This is a genomic window from Nonomuraea thailandensis, assembly GCF_024172165.1.
Lineage (GTDB): Bacteria > Actinomycetota > Actinomycetes > Streptosporangiales > Streptosporangiaceae > Nonomuraea > Nonomuraea thailandensis.
The window spans coordinates 692421-708024 of sequence record NZ_JAMZEB010000002.1 but is presented as its reverse complement, the minus strand read 5'-3'; the positions used below and the strand labels follow the sequence as shown (position 1 = coordinate 708024).

The following is a 15604-nucleotide window of genomic DNA, read 5'->3' as shown; positions in this document are numbered from 1 at the left end:
CCCTCCCGTCGCGCCGACCGCACAAGGAGAGACCCCGAATGATCCGCAAGGCCGTGATCCCGGTGGCCGGGCTGGGCACCCGGCTGCTGCCCCTGACGAAGGCGCTGCCCAAGGAGATGCTGCCGATCGGCGACAAGCCGGTCATCGAGCACACCATCCGCGAGCTCGTGGACTCCGGCATCGACGAGATCACCATCGTCACCTCGGCCCGCAAGGACCTCGTCCAGCGGCACTTCGCCCCGGACTGCGACCTGGAGCGGGAGCTGCGCACGGCCGGCAAGGACGACCTGGCCGACGCGGTGGCCGAGCTGTCGTCGCTGGCCCACATCACGTACCTGTACCAGCGCGGCCCGTACGGCAACGGCACGCCGGTGCTGAACGCCGCGCGGGTCATCGGCGACGAGCCGTTCATGGTGTTGTGGGCCGACGACGTGTTCGTGGCCGAGGTGCCGCGCGCCAGGCAGCTCAAGTCGGCCTACGACGCCACGGGCGCGCCGGTGCTGGCCCTGATGCCGATGGCGGTCGAGGACGCCGCCCGCTACGGCGTACCGATCGTCGAGGAGGACCTCGGCGGCGGCCGCCTGCGCATCTCGGGGCTGGTGGAGAAGCCGCGCCCGGAGGAGGCGCCCTCCCGCTACGCCGCCATCGGCGGTTACGTCGTCACGCCCGGGGTGGTGGCCGAGCTGGAGGCCGCCACGCGCCGCTGGCACGAGCGCCCCGAGGGCGAGATCTACCTCACCGACGCCCTGCACCGCCACGCCGCGGCCAACCCGGTGTACGGGCAGGTCATCGACGGCACCTGGTGGGACACCGGCTCGCCGCTCAACTACCTGCGGGCACAGTTCGCCGCGGCGCTGGCCGATCCGGTCCACGGGCCGGAGCTGCGCAAACTGGCGCGCGACAGCTAGCGTCTACGACAGAACTTACGAGGAGGGCACCGGTGAGCCGACAAATCGTTTCCATCGTGGGCGGCAAGGACGTGGCGGCCGTGAGCACGTACGAGTCGATCAATCCCGCCCGCACGGGCGAGGTCGTGGCGCGGGTGGGCCTGGCGGACGCGGAGACGTTCGCGGCGGCCTGCCGCACCGCCAGGGAGGCGCAGCGCGAGTGGGCGAAGGTGCCCGCGCCGGTGCGCGGCCGGGTGATCGCCTCGATCGGGCGGCTGGTGGAGGCCAACACCGAGCGGCTGGCCAGGCTGGTGACCGAGGAGATCGGCAAGCCGTACGCCGAGGCGCTGGGCGAGGTCAGGGAGATCGTGGACACCTGCGACTTCTTCCTGGGCGAGGGCCGCAGGCTGTACGGGCAGACGGTCCCGTCGGAGATGCCGGCCAAGAACCTGTTCACGTTCAGGAATCCGATCGGCGTGGCGGCGGTGGTGACGGCGGGCAACTTCCCGGTGGCCGTCCCGTCGTGGTATCTCGTCCCGGCGCTGCTGTGCGGCAACGCCGTGGTGTGGAAGCCCGCCGAGTACGCCGCCGCCTCCGCGCACGCCCTGTTCCGGCTGTTCACGGCGGCGGGCCTGCCCGACGGCGTGCTGAACATCGTCTTCGCCGGCGGCGCCGACACCTTCGGCGGCCTGGAGCGGGCGCTCGGCGAGGGCACGGTGCACAAGGTGGGCTTCACCGGCTCCAGCGAGGTGGGCAGGAAGATCGGCGAGCTGACGGGCCGCCACCTGCAGTCGGCCTGCCTGGAGCTGGGCGGCAAGAACCCGATGGTGATCATGCCGGACGCCGATCTCGACCTGGCCGTCGAGGGGGCGCTGTTCTCCGGCTTCGGCACCGCCGGCCAGCGCTGCACCAGCCTGGGCACGGTGATCGTGCACGAGAGCGTGCACGACGCGTTCGTGGAGCGGTTCGCGCGGGCGGTCGGCGCGGCCAGGATCGGCGACCCGGGCCAGGACGTGCTGGCGGGGCCGCTGCTGGACGGCAAGTTCGCCGACCGGTACGAGGAGTACCTGACCTGGATCGAGCCGCACCACCGGGTGGTCACCGGCCCGACCGGCCGGATCACCGCGGACAACCCGCGCGGCGACTTCGACGGCGGCGACGGGCTCTACTACCACCCGGTCGTGGTGGACGGCGTGCGGCCGGGCGACCGGCTGTTCATGGAGGAGACGTTCGGCCCGATCGTGGGCGTGACCGCGTTCTCCACCATGGAGGAGGCGCTCGACCTGGCCAACCTGCCCGGTTACGGCCTGTCGAGCTCCATCTACACCACGGACCCGCAGCACGCCTTCCGCTTCAGGGAGGGCGTCTTGGCGGGCATGGTCAGCGTCAACAACTCCACCTCGGGCGCCGAGGCGCACCTGCCGTTCGGCGGCAACGGCAAGTCGGGCAACGGCAGCCGCCAGTCGGGCATGTGGGTGCTTGACCAGTTCACCCGCTGGCAGGCGATGAACTGGGACCACTCGGGGCGCCTGCAGAAGGCGCAGATGGACGTGGCGGACATCGTTCCCGACCTGGACTTCCGCCTGGCATGACAGAAGCGGGGCCCTTCTTCGCGAAGGGCCCCGCTCCCGTTGCGGACGATCAGACCTGGCCGGCCTTCTCCAGCGCCGCGCAGCAGGTGTTCACCAGCAGGCGGGCGACCACGTACGGGTCGACGTTGGCGTTCGGGCGGCGGTCCTCGATGTAACCCTTCTTGTCCACCTCGACCTGCCACGGGATGCGCACGGAGGCGCCGCGGTCGGACACGCCGTAGCTGTACTTGTTCCACGGGGCGGTCTCGTGGGCGCCGGTCAGGCGGCTCTCGATGTCGGCGCCGTACTGGGAGACGTGCTCCATCGGCTTGTCGCCCTCACCGAGCGCCTCGCAGGCGGTGATGATGGCCTCGTAGCCCTCGCGCATGGCCTTGGTGGAGAAGTTGGTGTGCGCGCCGGCGCCGTTCCAGTCGCCGCGGGCGGGCTTGGCGTCGAGGGTGGCCTCCACGCCGTACTCCTCGGCGGTCCGGTAGAGCAGGTAGCGGGCGACCCACAGGTGGTCGGCGACCTCGAGCGGGCCCGCCGGGCCGACCTGGAACTCCCACTGGCCGGGCATGACCTCGGCGTTGATGCCGGAGATCGCCAGACCGGCGGCGAGGCAGCGGTCGAGGTGCAGCTCGACGATCTCGCGGCCGAACACGGCCTCGGCGCCGACACCGCAGTAGTAGTGGCCCTGCGGGGCGGGGAAGCCGCCCTCGGGGAAGCCGAGCGGGCGGCTGCCCTTGAAGAAGGTGTACTCCTGCTCGATGCCGAACCAGGACTCCTGCGCGGCGTACTGCTCGGCGATCGGGCGCAGCAGGGCACGGGTGTTGCTGACGTGCGCGTCGCCGTTGATCTCCTCGACCTCGCACAGGACGAGCTTGTTGTCGCCGCCGCGGATCGGGTCGGGGCAGACGAACACGGGGCGGAGCACGCGGTCCGACGAGTGACCCTCGGCCTGGTTGGTGCTGGAACCGTCGAAGCCCCAGACCGGAGGCTCGGCTCCGTCGGCAAGGATCTTCGTCTTCGAGCGCAGCAGAGCGGTGGGCTCGGTGCCGTCGATCCAGATGTACTCAGCCTTGTAGCTCACGGCGGTCCTTTCGGGGTTTCTCTCAGCCACGCCGAGTCTTATGGACGGCCGTTTCCCGGTTTTTGCCCGAATGTGAACGCCGTGTTAATCGGGAAGCTTTACCTCTCGTGAGGTCACCCCTCCCTCACAGTGCCGTCGGCCGCCACGGTGAGCGTCACCTGGGGGGCGCCCTCGCCACAGTCGGGCCCGTTGGGGAAGGTGGCCTTGGGCGTCACCCTGATCGTACGGGTCAGCACCGGCTCCGGGCCGCCGTCGCCGAGCGTCAGCCGCACCTCGACCGGCCGCTTCGGCAGCCCGCTGATCGTGCCGAACCCGAACTTGCCGCCCGTGCGGACGGCCGTCACCGAGCAGGTGTCCCCGGAGCAGGTCTGCTCGCCCGGCCGCGTGGCCGGCATCAGCTCGCCGCTCGACCGCCGGCACGTGCCGTCCCAGCAGACCTCCATCGCCAGGCGCTCGGCCCGGGCCGAGACGGCCTGGTCGACGTTGACGTGCACGCCTTCCAGGCTGCCCATCAGCGTGCATGGTCTCTCACCGGACGAGCAGGCGGTCAGGGAGGCGAGCAGGAGGAGGCTGAGTCTGAGCACACCCGTAAGACGGGGGACGGGCGTGCCCGGTTCAAGGCAGGAAGGGGGTCAGCTCGGGCACCGTCGTCCCGTCCAGGATCGAGCGGGCCAGCGCGTCGCCCGTGAACGGCGCCATCGTCAGCCCCGCCGCGCCGAACCCCGTCACCACGTGCAGCCCGTCCTCGCCCGGCAGCGGCCCGGCGATCGGCACCTGCCCCGACGGCAGCGGCCGCAGCCCGACCCGCGTCTCGATGAGCGTCGCGTCGGCCAGCCCGGGCGCGATCCGCAACGCGTCGGACAGCACCTGCCACTGCCCGCGAGCCGTCACCCGAGCGTCGAACCCGCTGCCCGTCTCCCTGGTCGCCCCCACCGCCACCCGCGAGTCGTCGAAGGCCACCATGTAGTGGTGCGACAGCGGGTGCACCGACGGCCAGCCGCTGGTGTCGACGCCGTCGAGGCGCAGGTGGGAGATCTGGCCGCGCTGCGGCTCGACCGCCAGGCGCAGGCCGCGTGGCGCCAGCAGCTCGTTGGCCCAGGCGCCGGAGGCCACCAGCACGGCGTCGGCCTCCAGCACGCCGGAGCCCACCTCCACCGCGGGCGATCCCTGCGGGCGCAGCCTGGCCCGCCCGCGCACCTGACGGGCGCCGTGGTGCACCGCGCCCTGGAGCAGCGCGTCGCACATGGTGCGCCCGTCCACCCGGCCGCCGCCGGAGACGAACACGCCCTCCAGGTTGCCGGCCAGCACCGGGAACAGGGCGCGCACCTCGTCGTTGCCTATGCGCCGCACCTCGCCGACGATCCCGCCGGCCTCGCGGGCGCGCGCCTGGACGAGGGCGTGCGCCTCGTCCAGCCGCGCCGGGTCCTCGTGCACGAGCAGCTCGCCGTTGCGGCGGTAGTCGGTACGCTCCACGCCCGCCTCGGCCAGCAGCCCGATGACCTCGGGGTAGTAGGCGGCGCCGGCCGCGTACAGGTCGTAGAAGGGCCCCTGCACGGAGGAGGCCCACGGGGCGATGATGCCGGCGCTGGCCGCCGTGGCCTGCCCGGCCTCGCCCGAGTCGACCACCGTGACGGCCGCGCCCCTGCGGGCCAGTGCGAAGGCGGCGCTCGCACCCGCGATGCCGCCGCCGATGACGATCACATGCATGATCTCCTTCCTACCGTACGGCGCATGGGCTCCGGCCCACCGGGTACCACCTGCGACGACACGCGTTCGCAGTCGCCTCCCCCACGACGGCCGGCACAGGGAGCCTTGGTGCACGTTTCCGCCGCGGTGTGGTGGCTGACGATCCTGGGGATCGTCGGGCTGCTGTTGTTCGACTTCTTCTTCCACGTACGCAAGTCGCACGTGCCCACGCTGCGCGAGGCGTCGATCTGGTCGGCCCTGTACGTCGGCATCGCCCTGCTGTTCGGCGCCGGTGTCTGGTTCTTCGGCGGCTCGGACCCGGGGGCGGAGTACTTCGCCGGTTACGTGACCGAGAAGGCGCTGTCGGTCGACAACCTGTTCGTCTTCCTCGTCATCATGTCGAGCTTCAAGGTGCCGCGCGCCGACCAGCAGAAGGCGCTGCTGTTCGGCATCGTCTTCTCGCTGCTGGCCAGGAGCGGGTTCATCCTGGTCGGGGCCGCGCTGATCAACATGTTCGCCTGGGTGTTCTACCTGTTCGGGCTCATTCTGCTGCTCACGGCGGGCAACCTGCTCAAGCCGGAGGGCGAGGAGAGCCACTCCCCCGACAACCTCATGGTGCGCGTGGCCCGGCGGCTGCTGCGTACCAGTGACACCTATGACGGCGACAAGCTCTTCACCGTGCAGGACGGCAGGCGGGTCATGACGCCGATGCTGCTCGTCATGATCGCCATCGGCGGGACCGACATCCTGTTCGCGCTGGACTCCATCCCGGCCATCTTCGGCCTCACCCAGAACGTCTACCTCGTCTTCACCGCCACCGCGTTCTCCCTGATGGGCCTGCGGCAGCTCTACTTCCTCATCGACGGGCTGCTGGACCGGCTGATCTACCTCTCCTACGGCCTGGCCTTCATCCTGGCCTTCATCGGCGTGAAGCTGATCCTGCACGCGCTGCACGAGAACAACGTGCCGTTCATCAACGACGGCGAGCCGGTGCCGGTGGTGGAGATCAGCACGGGCCTGTCCCTGACGGTGATCATCGGCGTGCTGGCGATCACGGTGGTGGCCTCGCTGGCCAGTGCCAGGGGCCGGGCGCAGAACACGGTGTCGAGGGTGCGCCGGCACGCCCAGGAGTACCTCGACGTCGAGCACGACCCCGAGCAGCGCGAGCAGCTCTTCGCCAAGCTGCTGGCCGAGGAGGAGCAGCTCGGGCGGCTGCCGGAGAAGTTCAGGAAGCAGATCCGCGACGAGGAAAGACTGATGGCGCTGCTGCGCCGCGCCCACGAGGAGCACGAGCGCCGGTGAGGCGGGCACGAGCGGGCCGGGGCGCTCGCTGGAACGCCCCGGCCCGCACGCGGCCCGCAGGTCAGGTACGGCGGTCGGTGCCGTTGCCGTCGTAGCCGAGCAGCCGCATGGCCGTGTCCGGGTCCATCGCCGCGGCCAGGAGCTGGGCGCGGGCGTGGGCCTGGTCGCGTTCCCGCTCCGCCTTGGCCTGCGCCGCGCGGATGCCCTTGATCGCGACGAACGCCAGCCCCGCGCCCACGATGCCCGCCACGACCACGACGAACAGCAGGAGCAACAGCCCTGGCGAGGCCACGCCGGACGCCGCGGAGCCGGAGCCGTTGCCGCCGCCTCCCGCCAGCGTGCCCGTCACCGCGAGCGCCGCGATGATCGACAGCACCACGAGCCCGAGCAGGCTGGCGATGACCAGCCAGACCCGGCCCACGGCACGCCGAGGGGCGGGTGGCGCGGCGGCCGGGGCGCCCACGACGACGGGCACCGCCGCCTCCGCCGGCGCCGGCGGCTGGGCGCTGCCGGCCCAGGGCACGAACTCCGGCCGATCGGACGGCTGCTCGGCGGCCGGCCCCGGAGCGGCGACCGGACCCGGAGCGTCAGCAGGTGGCGGCACGAGCGGCAGGGGCGGGCCGACGGGCGGCGCCATGGGCAGGGACGGGCCCGCGGGAGGCGGCGCGGACGCCTGGACCACCACCGGCGGACCGGGCGGGGGCGCCTGCATCACGGGCGGTGAACCGGGCGGGGGCGCCTGGAGCAGCGGAGCCGCACCGGGTGGCGCCGGGTGCACGACCATGGCGGCTGGAGCACCGCCGAAGGCCGCCGGCACGGCCTCGACCGGCTCCTGGTGCCCGGGCAGCTCGCGATCGATCCGGCTGTGCTCCTTGTGCGCCCTGACCGCGTCCCGGTGGTACTCCTCCAGCTCCTGGTAGAGCTCGTCGGAGGCGTAGATGCCGCCGTCGAGCAGCGGCCCCCGCTCCCTGCGGATGATGGCGACCACGTCGTCGCCGTTGAGCGTCTTGTGCGTCTCCAGCGCGTGCGCCAGGCAGAGCACCTCCCTGCGGTGCTCCTGCAGCAGCTCCTCGGTCTTCTCCAGCAGCCGCACCAGGTTGAACTCGATGCGCTCGCCCAGCACGTCGGGCGTCATGTCGGGCTGGTTCCTGGTCGGCTCCCTGTCGGTGATGCCGATGGCGCCGCCGCCGGGCGTCTTGCGCACGGCCTTGCCGCCCATGATCTCCAGCTCCTGGAGGGCGGGCAGCGACGTGACGCCCGAGCCCATCCCCCAGTACGACTCCATCATCGCCGTCAGGTACGTGGCGGAGTACAGGTCGCCGGAGACGCCCGAGGAGTTGTCCTCGCCGAAGAACATGCGCTCGCCCGCCAGCGAGGCCAGGGAGACCATGATGTCGGCCTCGTGCTCGGACTTCCACCGGGTGAACTGGTCCTCGGGCTTGATCGAGGCGACCATGCCCAGGTAGTCGGCGCCCTTCTCGATGGTGGCGATGTCGATCTCGAGGTGGAAGCGGGTGACGTACGCGACGACGGCGTGGCAGGCCTCGTGCACGGCCACGGCGTGCCGTTCGCGCTCGATGTACTCGACGTCCTCGGGCGGGCCGAGCTGCTTGAGCCGCTTGGCGCGCAGCACGTCCGACCAGGTGATGACCTCGCGGCCGTCCCTGATGGCGGTGATGAGCGACTCGTTGACCAGGTCCTTGATCGTGGCGCCCGTGGCGTACGGGGTGATCGTGGCCAGCTTGTCGACCTGCTCGTGGGTGAGCTCGTGCGAGACCTTGTCGAAGTAGCCCTGGTAGGTGCGCACCCGCCCGGCCTTGGACGGGTAGCCGACCTTGTAGATGCGGTCGATGCGGCCCGGCCGCAGCAGCGCCTCGTCCAGCGCGTCGGGCCGGTTGGTGGCCATCATGACGAGGATGCGGTACTTCGGCGGCGGCTTGGGCCGCATGCCGAGCAGCCGGCGCACCAGCCGGTTGAAGAACCCGCGCGGCTTCTTGAGCCCGGACAGCTCGGTGAGCAGCGCCTGCAGCGTGCCGGGGTCGCCGCTGTTCATCATGCCGCCGCCCATCATGAAGCGGTTGCGCCCGCCCGGCTCCTCCTGCCTTCCCGCCCGGAAGGTGAGCATCTGGCGGGTGGCCTCGGACATGTAGCTCATGCCGTGGCAGCCGTCGAAGCCCGACGAGTGCCCGGCGAAGCCGCCGCCCTGCCCGGGCGGGCCCTGCTGGGCCAGCCTGCCGCGCTTGCCGAGCGAGTCGGCCTCGTCGAAGAAGACGATCACGCCGCCGTACCGGAGTGCCAGCTTGCGCAGCTTCCTGAACAGCGACTTGACCTTGAGGATGCCGATGCCCATGAACATGTTCGTGAACGCGCCCGGATCCACGAACACGTACGGCTTGCCGGTCTCGCCGGCCACGGCCTCGGCCATCAGGGTCTTGCCGGTGCCCGGCGGGCCCCACAGCAGCAGGCCGCTGGGGACGTAACCGCCGCGCCTCTCGATCTCGTCGGGCCGCTCCAGGAAGACGATGTTCTCCTGGACGCGCTCGACCACGTGGTCCTGTCCCCACACGTCGTCGAAGCGGGTCTTGATGTCATCGGGGAAGTACGTCTCGACGCCGCCCCTGGACAGGAACCAGAACAGGCCCACGAACTGGATGATGACGAAGAAGAACAGGAAGACGATCTGGAGGAAGAACGGCAGCGCCTGCCAGATCAGCGCCGGCGCCTGGAGCAGCGCGGTGAACGGGCTGACGTCCAGCACCGCCCCCAGCACCAGGGCGATCAGCGTGACGAAGAAGAGGATCTTCAGCGCGCGGGCGAGGCGGAAGCGGGTCCAGTCGTCGAAGCGGCGGTGCGTCCAGCGCTCGAACCCGCCGAAGACCTTCTGGCTCCAGAAGCGGTGGTAGCCCGACCAGTGCTCGCTGACGAAGAAGTGAAGCTGCCTGGTGATCTCCACGCCGAGGAGCCAGAAGATCCACTGGTACTCCATCGCGATCTGCCGCGCGCCCTCGGGGAAACTCATGATGCCCTCGTGGTCCGCCATCACCTTCCAGGTGAGGACGAGATAGGCCAGCACGAGAGCGATGAGAAACTTGCTCCGGTCCCAGAACTGCATTTTCTTCCTGGTCACGGATTCGGGATCGTTGGGCCCGCTGCCGGGGGCGCGCAGCCCTTCATGGTGAATCGTGGTGGTCAATGACGCTCCCTCATCCGGGCAGCCGGAGCAGCTTGAAAGAACTCGCGATCTTGTCGAACTCCGCGGCGCGCTTGGCGAAGCAGACCGACTGGCAGCCGATGATCATGACGGAGACCTTGGTGCCCGTCCCGTCGAGGAGGGCGGTGTGGTCGAAGGTCTGGATCTCGTTGCCGATCTGGTAGTTGAAGCGGACGCGGATCCCCTTCGCGCCGCCGTCGAGGGCCAGCACCTCGTCCTTGATGAGCTCGAAGCGGCCGAACATGGGCGGCTGGTTCGCCTGGATGGCCTGCTGCAGATAGGCCGTGCGCATCTCCTCTGTCACCGGCAGGATGAAGTCGCGCAGCCTGTTCAGGGAGATCGCGTCCCGTTGCTCCTCGGTGAGCTGGTGCACGGTGGCGTAGACGAACGGCTCCGTCGAGCCGAGGAGATGGTTGACCGACGGATCCGCCGACTGGTCGAAGGCCGTCGACCAGACCCGCTGCGCCCGCAGGGCCGCCGCCTGCGAGCCGGGGTGGTCGCCCGACAGGTACAGCTCGATGGGGGAGGCGTCGAGCTGGGTGAACGAGGCGGGCACCTTGAAGTAGGTGGTCCCGGCCTTGTCGCGTACGTAGGTGAACTCGGGCTGCCCGCAGGCGGACAGCATCAGGACCGCGACCATGAGCGCGATCAAAGCCCGTGTCTTTTTCACCAGGGCTTACCTCCGCATGACGGACCAACGGAGTTGTTGTGCCCGCTTTGGAGTGAAATCAGCTCACCGAGCGGTGAGAAATCTTGACCAAATCTTGGCTATGCATTGGCTTTACTTGTTACAGAGCCAACTTGCCGCTCCGTGCAGGGGCGGCGGCGCTCCGGCTACAACGTTCATGCAACCCCCATTGGTTCATCTCGGTAAGTAGCGAAAGATATGAGGATCTCGTATCGACAACCCTGGAGCGGACAATGACAGAACCCGCGATGGAGACCGTCGACTCCTTCGGCATGACGGCCGAGCGTCAGTTCGCCGAGCTGTGGTCACGGTCGGTGCTGACGGTGCGGGAGCGCCGCCTGCTCCTCCTCGGGCTGCTCGTCGGCCAGGGGCTGCACGAGATGACGGACGTCCAGCTCGACGTGGCGTTGCGCGCCGGCGAGCTGGGCGAGGCCGAGCTGCGGGAGGTGGCGGTCTTCCTGACCCACTACGCGGGCTGGGCCAGGGGCGCCAAGCTGAACGACCAGGTGGAGTCGCTGATCGAGCAGGTCAGGCGGGCTCGATCCGATAGATCGGACCCTGCAGGCTGAGCGCGTACAGCTCGCCGTCGGGGCCCTGCCCGAACGACGAGAGCTGCTCCACCCTGCCGACCTCGGCCGCGCTCTCCACGTCGCCCGCGGGTGCGGCCCTGACCCAGCCGGCGCAGAAGTCACCGTACAGGAACTGCCCCTTCAGCCAGGGGATCCGCTCGCCGCGGTAGACGTACCCGGCGATCACCGAGCAGTTGCCGCCCTCGTTCAGCGGGTAGACGATCACCGGCTCGACGAGGTCGCGGGCCTGGCCCTCGCGGAAGCGCGCCCTGCCCTCGCGCAGGTTCCAGCCGTAGTTCTCGCCGCCCTTCGAGCTCGCGGGCTGGTGGTCGACCTCCTCCCACGCGTTCTGCCCGACGTCACCGATCCACAGGTCGCCGGTGCCCCGGTCGAAGCTGAACCGCCAGGGGTTGCGCAGGCCGTAGGCCCAGATCTCGCCGCGCGCGCCCCGCCTGCCGGCGAACGGGTTGTCCTTCGGGATCGCGTACGGGTCGCCGCGCGGGTCGATGCGCACGATCTTGCCGAGCAGCGTGCCCAGGTCCTGGCCGTTGCCCTCGGGGTCGCCCGCGCTGCCGCCGTCGCCGAAGGCGATGTAGAGATAGCCGTCGGGGCCGAAGGCGAGCTGGCCGCCGTTGTGGTTGGCGAACGGCTGGCTCTGGGTGAGCACGTCGCGCCTGCCGGTGGCGCGCTCGCCGTCGTAGGCCCACTCGGTGATGTGGGTGTGGCCCCGCGCGTCGGTCCAGTCGAGGTAGAGCCAGCGGCCCGTGGGGTGGAACGCGACGCCGAGCAGCCCCTGCTCGTTGCCCGTGCTCACCTCGCGGGACAGGTCGATCACGGTCCTGCCGTCGGTGGTGCGCAGCCGGCCCGACTGCTCGGCCACGTAGAGCCGGTCGTCGCCCTTGCGCACGGCGAAGGCCACCGGCTGCTCCAGCCTGGCGATCTCGGTGAAGCGCAGCTCGCCCCGCTCGGCGGGCGTGGTCGTGGTCGTGGTCGTGGTCGTGGTCGTGGCAGTCTGCGGCTCGGGCGGGCCGGTGCGCGGCGAGGGCACGGTGGTCGCGGGGGCGCGGGTGGCCGACCCGGCGGGTTGCTCGGGCGTGCATGCGGTGAGGGCCATGAGGAGGATCCCGGCCACGACGAGGCGCACGTCACCCATCCTGCCATGACCGTTAAGGTGCAGGCATGCCAACCGCACTGATCACTGGCGCGACCGCGGGCATCGGCGCCGCCTTCGCCCGCCACCTGGCCGCCGAGGCCTTCTCCCTCGTCCTCGTGGCGCGCGACGAGCTCCGCCTGGCCAAGACCGCCGACCAGCTCAAGCTCAGGTACGGCGTGAGCGTCGAGGTGCTGCCCGCCGACCTGTCGACCGAGGAGGGCCTGGCCAGGGTCGAGTCGAGGCTGCGTGACGGCGTCGATCTGCTGGTCAACAACGCCGGCTTCGGCAACGCGGGCAACTTCCCGCACGTGCCGGTCGGCAACGAGGTCCGCATGCTCAAGGTGCACTGCGAGGCGGTGCTGCGGCTGACGCTGGCGGCGCTGCCCGGCATGCGGGAGCGGGAGCGGGGCGCGATCGTGAACGTCGCGTCCGTGGCGGCGTTCTTCACGCGCGGCACCTACAGCGCGTCCAAGGCGTGGGTGGTGAACTTCAGCGAGTCGGCCGCGACCACGGTCGGGCCGCGCATCAGGGTCATGGCGCTGTGCCCCGGTTTCGTGCGCACCGAGTTCCACCAGCGGGCCTCGATGGACGCCTCGGGCATCCCCTGGTTCCTGTGGCTGAAGGCCGACGACGTGGTGCGCGAGGCGATGCGGGACCTGGCGGTGGGCAGGCGGGTCTCGATCCCCAGCCTGCGTTACAAGCTCGTCGTGGCGGTCGGCCGGCTGATCCCGCGCGGCGTGCAGGCCATGGTGTCGCAGCGGATCGGCCGCTGACCTCCGTACCGGAGGACGCCTGCCGCCGTACCGGAGAAGACGGGTGTGCCGAGAAGGGCGGCCGTGCCGAAAAGGACGGGCCCCCGCCGCGGGAGGGGGTCGCGGTGGGGGCCCGGGCGGTCGCGGGCTCACGCCCGCGGCCGGGAATCGGTTGTCAGCGGCGGCTCAGCGGCCGCTCAGCGGTTGGCCTCGTGGCCGATCGACAGGCCGGAGGCCGGGTCGAAGAAGTGCAGGTTGTGCGTGTCGACGACCAGCTCGATGTTCTGGCCGGGGCGCACGTGGCTGCGGGCGTTGACGCGGGCGGTCCACAGGGACTTGTCGCCCGACAGCGGCAGCGTGGCGTCCTCGTCGTCACCCGCGTCGGCGGCGGCGACGGTGTCCTTGTGCTCGACCGGCGGGGCGTCGATCAGGAACAGGACGTTGATCTCGGAGCCCAGCTCCTCGGTGACCTCGGCCTTGACGGGCAGCGTGGCCCAGCCGTTGGCGTGGTTGCCGGCGGAGGCGGAGTCCTCGAAGTCGGACGGGCGGATGCCGAGGATGATCTTCTTGCCGATGTACTGGTCGAGGCCCGGCTTCTCCGAGAACGTCGACTCGGGGATCGACAGCCTGATGTCGGCGAAGGTCACGGCGGCGCCGCCGTCGCCGCGGACCAGCTCGGCGGTGGCGAAGTTCATCGACGGCGAGCCCATGAAGCCGGCCACGAACAGGTTCACCGGCTTGTCGAACAGGTTCTGCGGGGTGTCGACCTGCTGCAGCAGACCGTCGCGCAGCACGCAGACGCGGTCGCCGAGGGTCATGGCCTCGACCTGGTCGTGCGTGACGTAGACGGTGGTGACGCCGAGGCGCTCGTGCATCTGGTTGAGCGAGGCGCGCATGGAGACGCGGAGCTTGGCGTCCAGGTTGGACAGCGGCTCGTCCATGAGGAAGGCCTGCGGCTCACGGACGATGGCGCGGCCCATGGCGACACGCTGGCGCTGACCACCGGACAGGGCGGCCGGCTTGCGCTTGAGGTAGGTCTCCAGGCCGAGCATCTTGGCGGCCTCGTTGACCCGCTTCTGGATCTCCGGCTTGGGCATCTTGCGAAGCTTGAGGCCGAAGGCGAGGTTCTCCTCGACCGTCATGTGCGGGTAGAGCGCGTAGTTCTGGAAGACCATCGCGATGTCGCGGTCCTTCGGCGGGAGGTGGTTGACCACCTTGTCGCCGATGGCGATCTCGCCACCGCTGATGTCCTCCAGACCCGCGATCATCCGGAGCGCGGTCGACTTACCGCAACCGGACGGGCCGACCAGCACCATGAACTCGCCATCCTTGATCTCAAGGTTGAGCCCGTTCACGGCCTTCACTCCACCGGCGTAGATCTTGTCGACGTTCGTCAGAACGATGGATGCCATGACATTCCTTCGCGCTCCAGGGCGGATGGCCCGGATGGTCCCGTCAGATTCGCTCGCACGGAGCGAATCCCCCCACTCGGCGTGGATACGTTTTCAAGCATCTCACCCGAAACGGACATCGGTGTCAAGGGTTACGGCGTGACCAGCCTTTGCGCGCACGGGCTGCTTCCGGTTCGGGGGAAACCATGATGGAATCGTTTCCATGGAGAAGCGGGCGACGATCAAGGATGTGGCCGAGGCGGCCGGCGTGGGCGTCGCCACCGTCTCCCGGGTGCTGTCGGGCGGCTCGGCCAGCCCGCAGACCAGGGAGCGGGTCCTGACCGTGGCCGCCCAGCTCGACTACCGCCCCAGCGCGCTCGGCCGCAACCTGCGCCAGCGCCGCACCGGCGGCATGGGCCTGCTCGTCCCCGACCTGACCGACACCTTCTACGCCCAGCTCGCCGAGGGCGTGCTCGCCTGCGCCCGCTCGGCCGGCGAGCCCGTCGTGCTCGGCTCCACGGCCGGCGACCCCGAGCAGGAGGCCGAGCTGATCGGCATGCTGCTGGAGCAGAGCGTCGACCGGCTCATCGCCGTCCCCTCGGGCGAGGAGGACAGCTGGGCCCCGGCGTTGCGCGCGGGCATGACGGTCGTCTTCGCCGACCGCCTCCCGGCCCGGCCCGCCCCCGAGGAGGAGGACCCCGCCGCCGCGGCCGTCGGCGACCTCATGCTCCTCGACGGCATCGCCGCGCCCCCGCCCGCTCCCGGCCGCTCGGCCGAGCCGCCGGCGCTGCCGTCCGTGCTGGCCGACGACCGGGCGGGCATCCGCACGGCGGTCCGCTATCTGCGCGGCCTGGGCCACAGGCGCATCGCCTTCCTCGGTGGGCCCGGCCACGGCCGGCGCGTGTCGGCGTTCAGGGAGGCGGTCGGCTCGCCGGTGGACGAGGAGCTGGTCGTGTTCGGCACGGGCAGCCGCGACTCGGCCTACGCCGCCGCCTCGGGCCTGTTCCAGAGCCGCCCCGACCTGTCGGCGGTGGTCGCCGCCGGCAACGTGCTCGGCGAGGCCGCGGTGCTGGCGGCCAGGGAGCTGGACCTGCGGGTGCCGCGCGACGTGTCCCTCGTCATGTACGACGACGTGCCCTGGGCCGAGCTGTGCTCGCCTCCCCTGACCGTGATCGCCCAGCCGGGCCGCGACATGGGCTACCGGGCGGCCGAGCTGGTGCTGCGCTCGGGCGGCCGCCGGGCCCGCTCCGTCATGCTGCCCACGGAGCTCATCGTCAGGGGCAGCTGCGGCCCCCGCCGCTAGC

13 protein-coding genes are annotated in these 15604 nt (G+C 70.7%); 6 read left to right on the top strand and 7 right to left on the bottom strand.

Annotated features, from left to right (window positions below; translation table 11 throughout):
• Positions 1–38: 38 nt before the first annotated feature.
• Both HD597_RS07355 and HD597_RS07350 read left to right on the top strand, forming a co-directional pair.
• Positions 39–908, top strand: coding sequence for a UTP--glucose-1-phosphate uridylyltransferase (locus tag HD597_RS07355; RefSeq protein ID WP_253740977.1), 870 nt, complete (start codon positions 39–41; stop codon positions 906–908).
• Between the two features lie 32 nt (positions 909–940).
• A complete protein-coding gene (locus tag HD597_RS07350) occupies positions 941–2479 on the top strand; it encodes an aldehyde dehydrogenase family protein (RefSeq protein ID WP_253740976.1) in 1539 nt (512 codons plus the stop codon).
• A gap of 49 nt (positions 2480–2528) precedes the next feature.
• Here the strand turns inward: HD597_RS07350 and glnII are convergent, their stop codons facing one another.
• The 3 genes from glnII to HD597_RS07335 form a co-directional block, all read right to left on the bottom strand.
• Positions 2529–3548 (bottom strand): glutamine synthetase, encoded by a 1020-nt coding sequence (gene glnII / locus HD597_RS65730; RefSeq protein ID WP_253740975.1) that lies wholly within the window; start codon positions 3546–3548, stop codon positions 2529–2531.
• Between the two features lie 113 nt (positions 3549–3661).
• Positions 3662–4132, bottom strand: coding sequence for a hypothetical protein (locus tag HD597_RS07340; protein WP_253740974.1), 471 nt, complete (start codon positions 4130–4132; stop codon positions 3662–3664).
• A gap of 31 nt (positions 4133–4163) precedes the next feature.
• Complete coding sequence (locus HD597_RS07335; RefSeq protein WP_253740973.1) at positions 4164–5255, bottom strand: NAD(P)/FAD-dependent oxidoreductase; 1092 nt, start codon at positions 5253–5255, stop codon at positions 4164–4166.
• Between the two features lie 108 nt (positions 5256–5363).
• Here HD597_RS07335 and HD597_RS07330 point away from each other — a divergent pair, with 108 nt between their 5' ends.
• On the top strand, positions 5364–6536 hold the full coding sequence (locus tag HD597_RS07330; protein ID WP_253740972.1) for a TerC family protein: 1173 nt from the start codon (positions 5364–5366) through the stop codon (positions 6534–6536).
• Positions 6537–6597: 61 nt separating this feature from the next.
• On the opposite strand, the gene HD597_RS07325 is transcribed toward HD597_RS07330, so the two are convergent.
• Both HD597_RS07325 and HD597_RS07320 read right to left on the bottom strand, forming a co-directional pair.
• A complete protein-coding gene (locus tag HD597_RS07325) occupies positions 6598–9729 on the bottom strand; it encodes an AAA family ATPase (protein ID WP_253740971.1) in 3132 nt (1043 codons plus the stop codon).
• A gap of 10 nt (positions 9730–9739) precedes the next feature.
• Positions 9740–10417: an LptM family lipoprotein gene (locus tag HD597_RS07320; RefSeq protein ID WP_253740970.1), complete on the bottom strand. Its 678-nt coding sequence runs from the start codon at positions 10415–10417 to the stop codon at positions 9740–9742.
• A gap of 251 nt (positions 10418–10668) precedes the next feature.
• On the opposite strand from HD597_RS07320, the gene HD597_RS07315 reads away from it, so the two are divergent.
• On the top strand, positions 10669–11004 hold the full coding sequence (locus tag HD597_RS07315; RefSeq protein WP_253740969.1) for a carboxymuconolactone decarboxylase family protein: 336 nt from the start codon (positions 10669–10671) through the stop codon (positions 11002–11004).
• Here the strand turns inward: HD597_RS07315 and HD597_RS07310 are convergent.
• The gene (locus tag HD597_RS07310) at positions 10964–12157 is read right to left on the bottom strand and encodes a PQQ-dependent sugar dehydrogenase (RefSeq protein WP_253740968.1); all 1194 of its coding nucleotides are present in this window, start codon (positions 12155–12157) and stop codon (positions 10964–10966) included. The genes HD597_RS07315 and HD597_RS07310 overlap by 41 nt on opposite strands.
• Before the next feature lie 26 nt (positions 12158–12183).
• Between HD597_RS07310 and HD597_RS07305 the strand changes: the two genes are divergently transcribed.
• A complete protein-coding gene (locus HD597_RS07305; protein ID WP_253740967.1) occupies positions 12184–12930 on the top strand; it encodes an SDR family NAD(P)-dependent oxidoreductase in 747 nt (248 codons plus the stop codon).
• 176 nt (positions 12931–13106) lie between these two features.
• Here the strand turns inward: HD597_RS07305 and HD597_RS07300 are convergent, their stop codons facing one another.
• Positions 13107–14321, bottom strand: a complete 1215-nt coding sequence (locus HD597_RS07300; RefSeq protein WP_253740966.1) for an ABC transporter ATP-binding protein — start codon at positions 14319–14321, stop codon at positions 13107–13109.
• A gap of 202 nt (positions 14322–14523) precedes the next feature.
• Here HD597_RS07300 and HD597_RS07295 point away from each other — a divergent pair, with 202 nt between their 5' ends.
• Positions 14524–15603, top strand: a complete 1080-nt coding sequence (locus tag HD597_RS07295) for a LacI family DNA-binding transcriptional regulator (RefSeq protein WP_253740965.1) — start codon at positions 14524–14526, stop codon at positions 15601–15603.
• Position 15604: the final 1 nt, after the last annotated feature.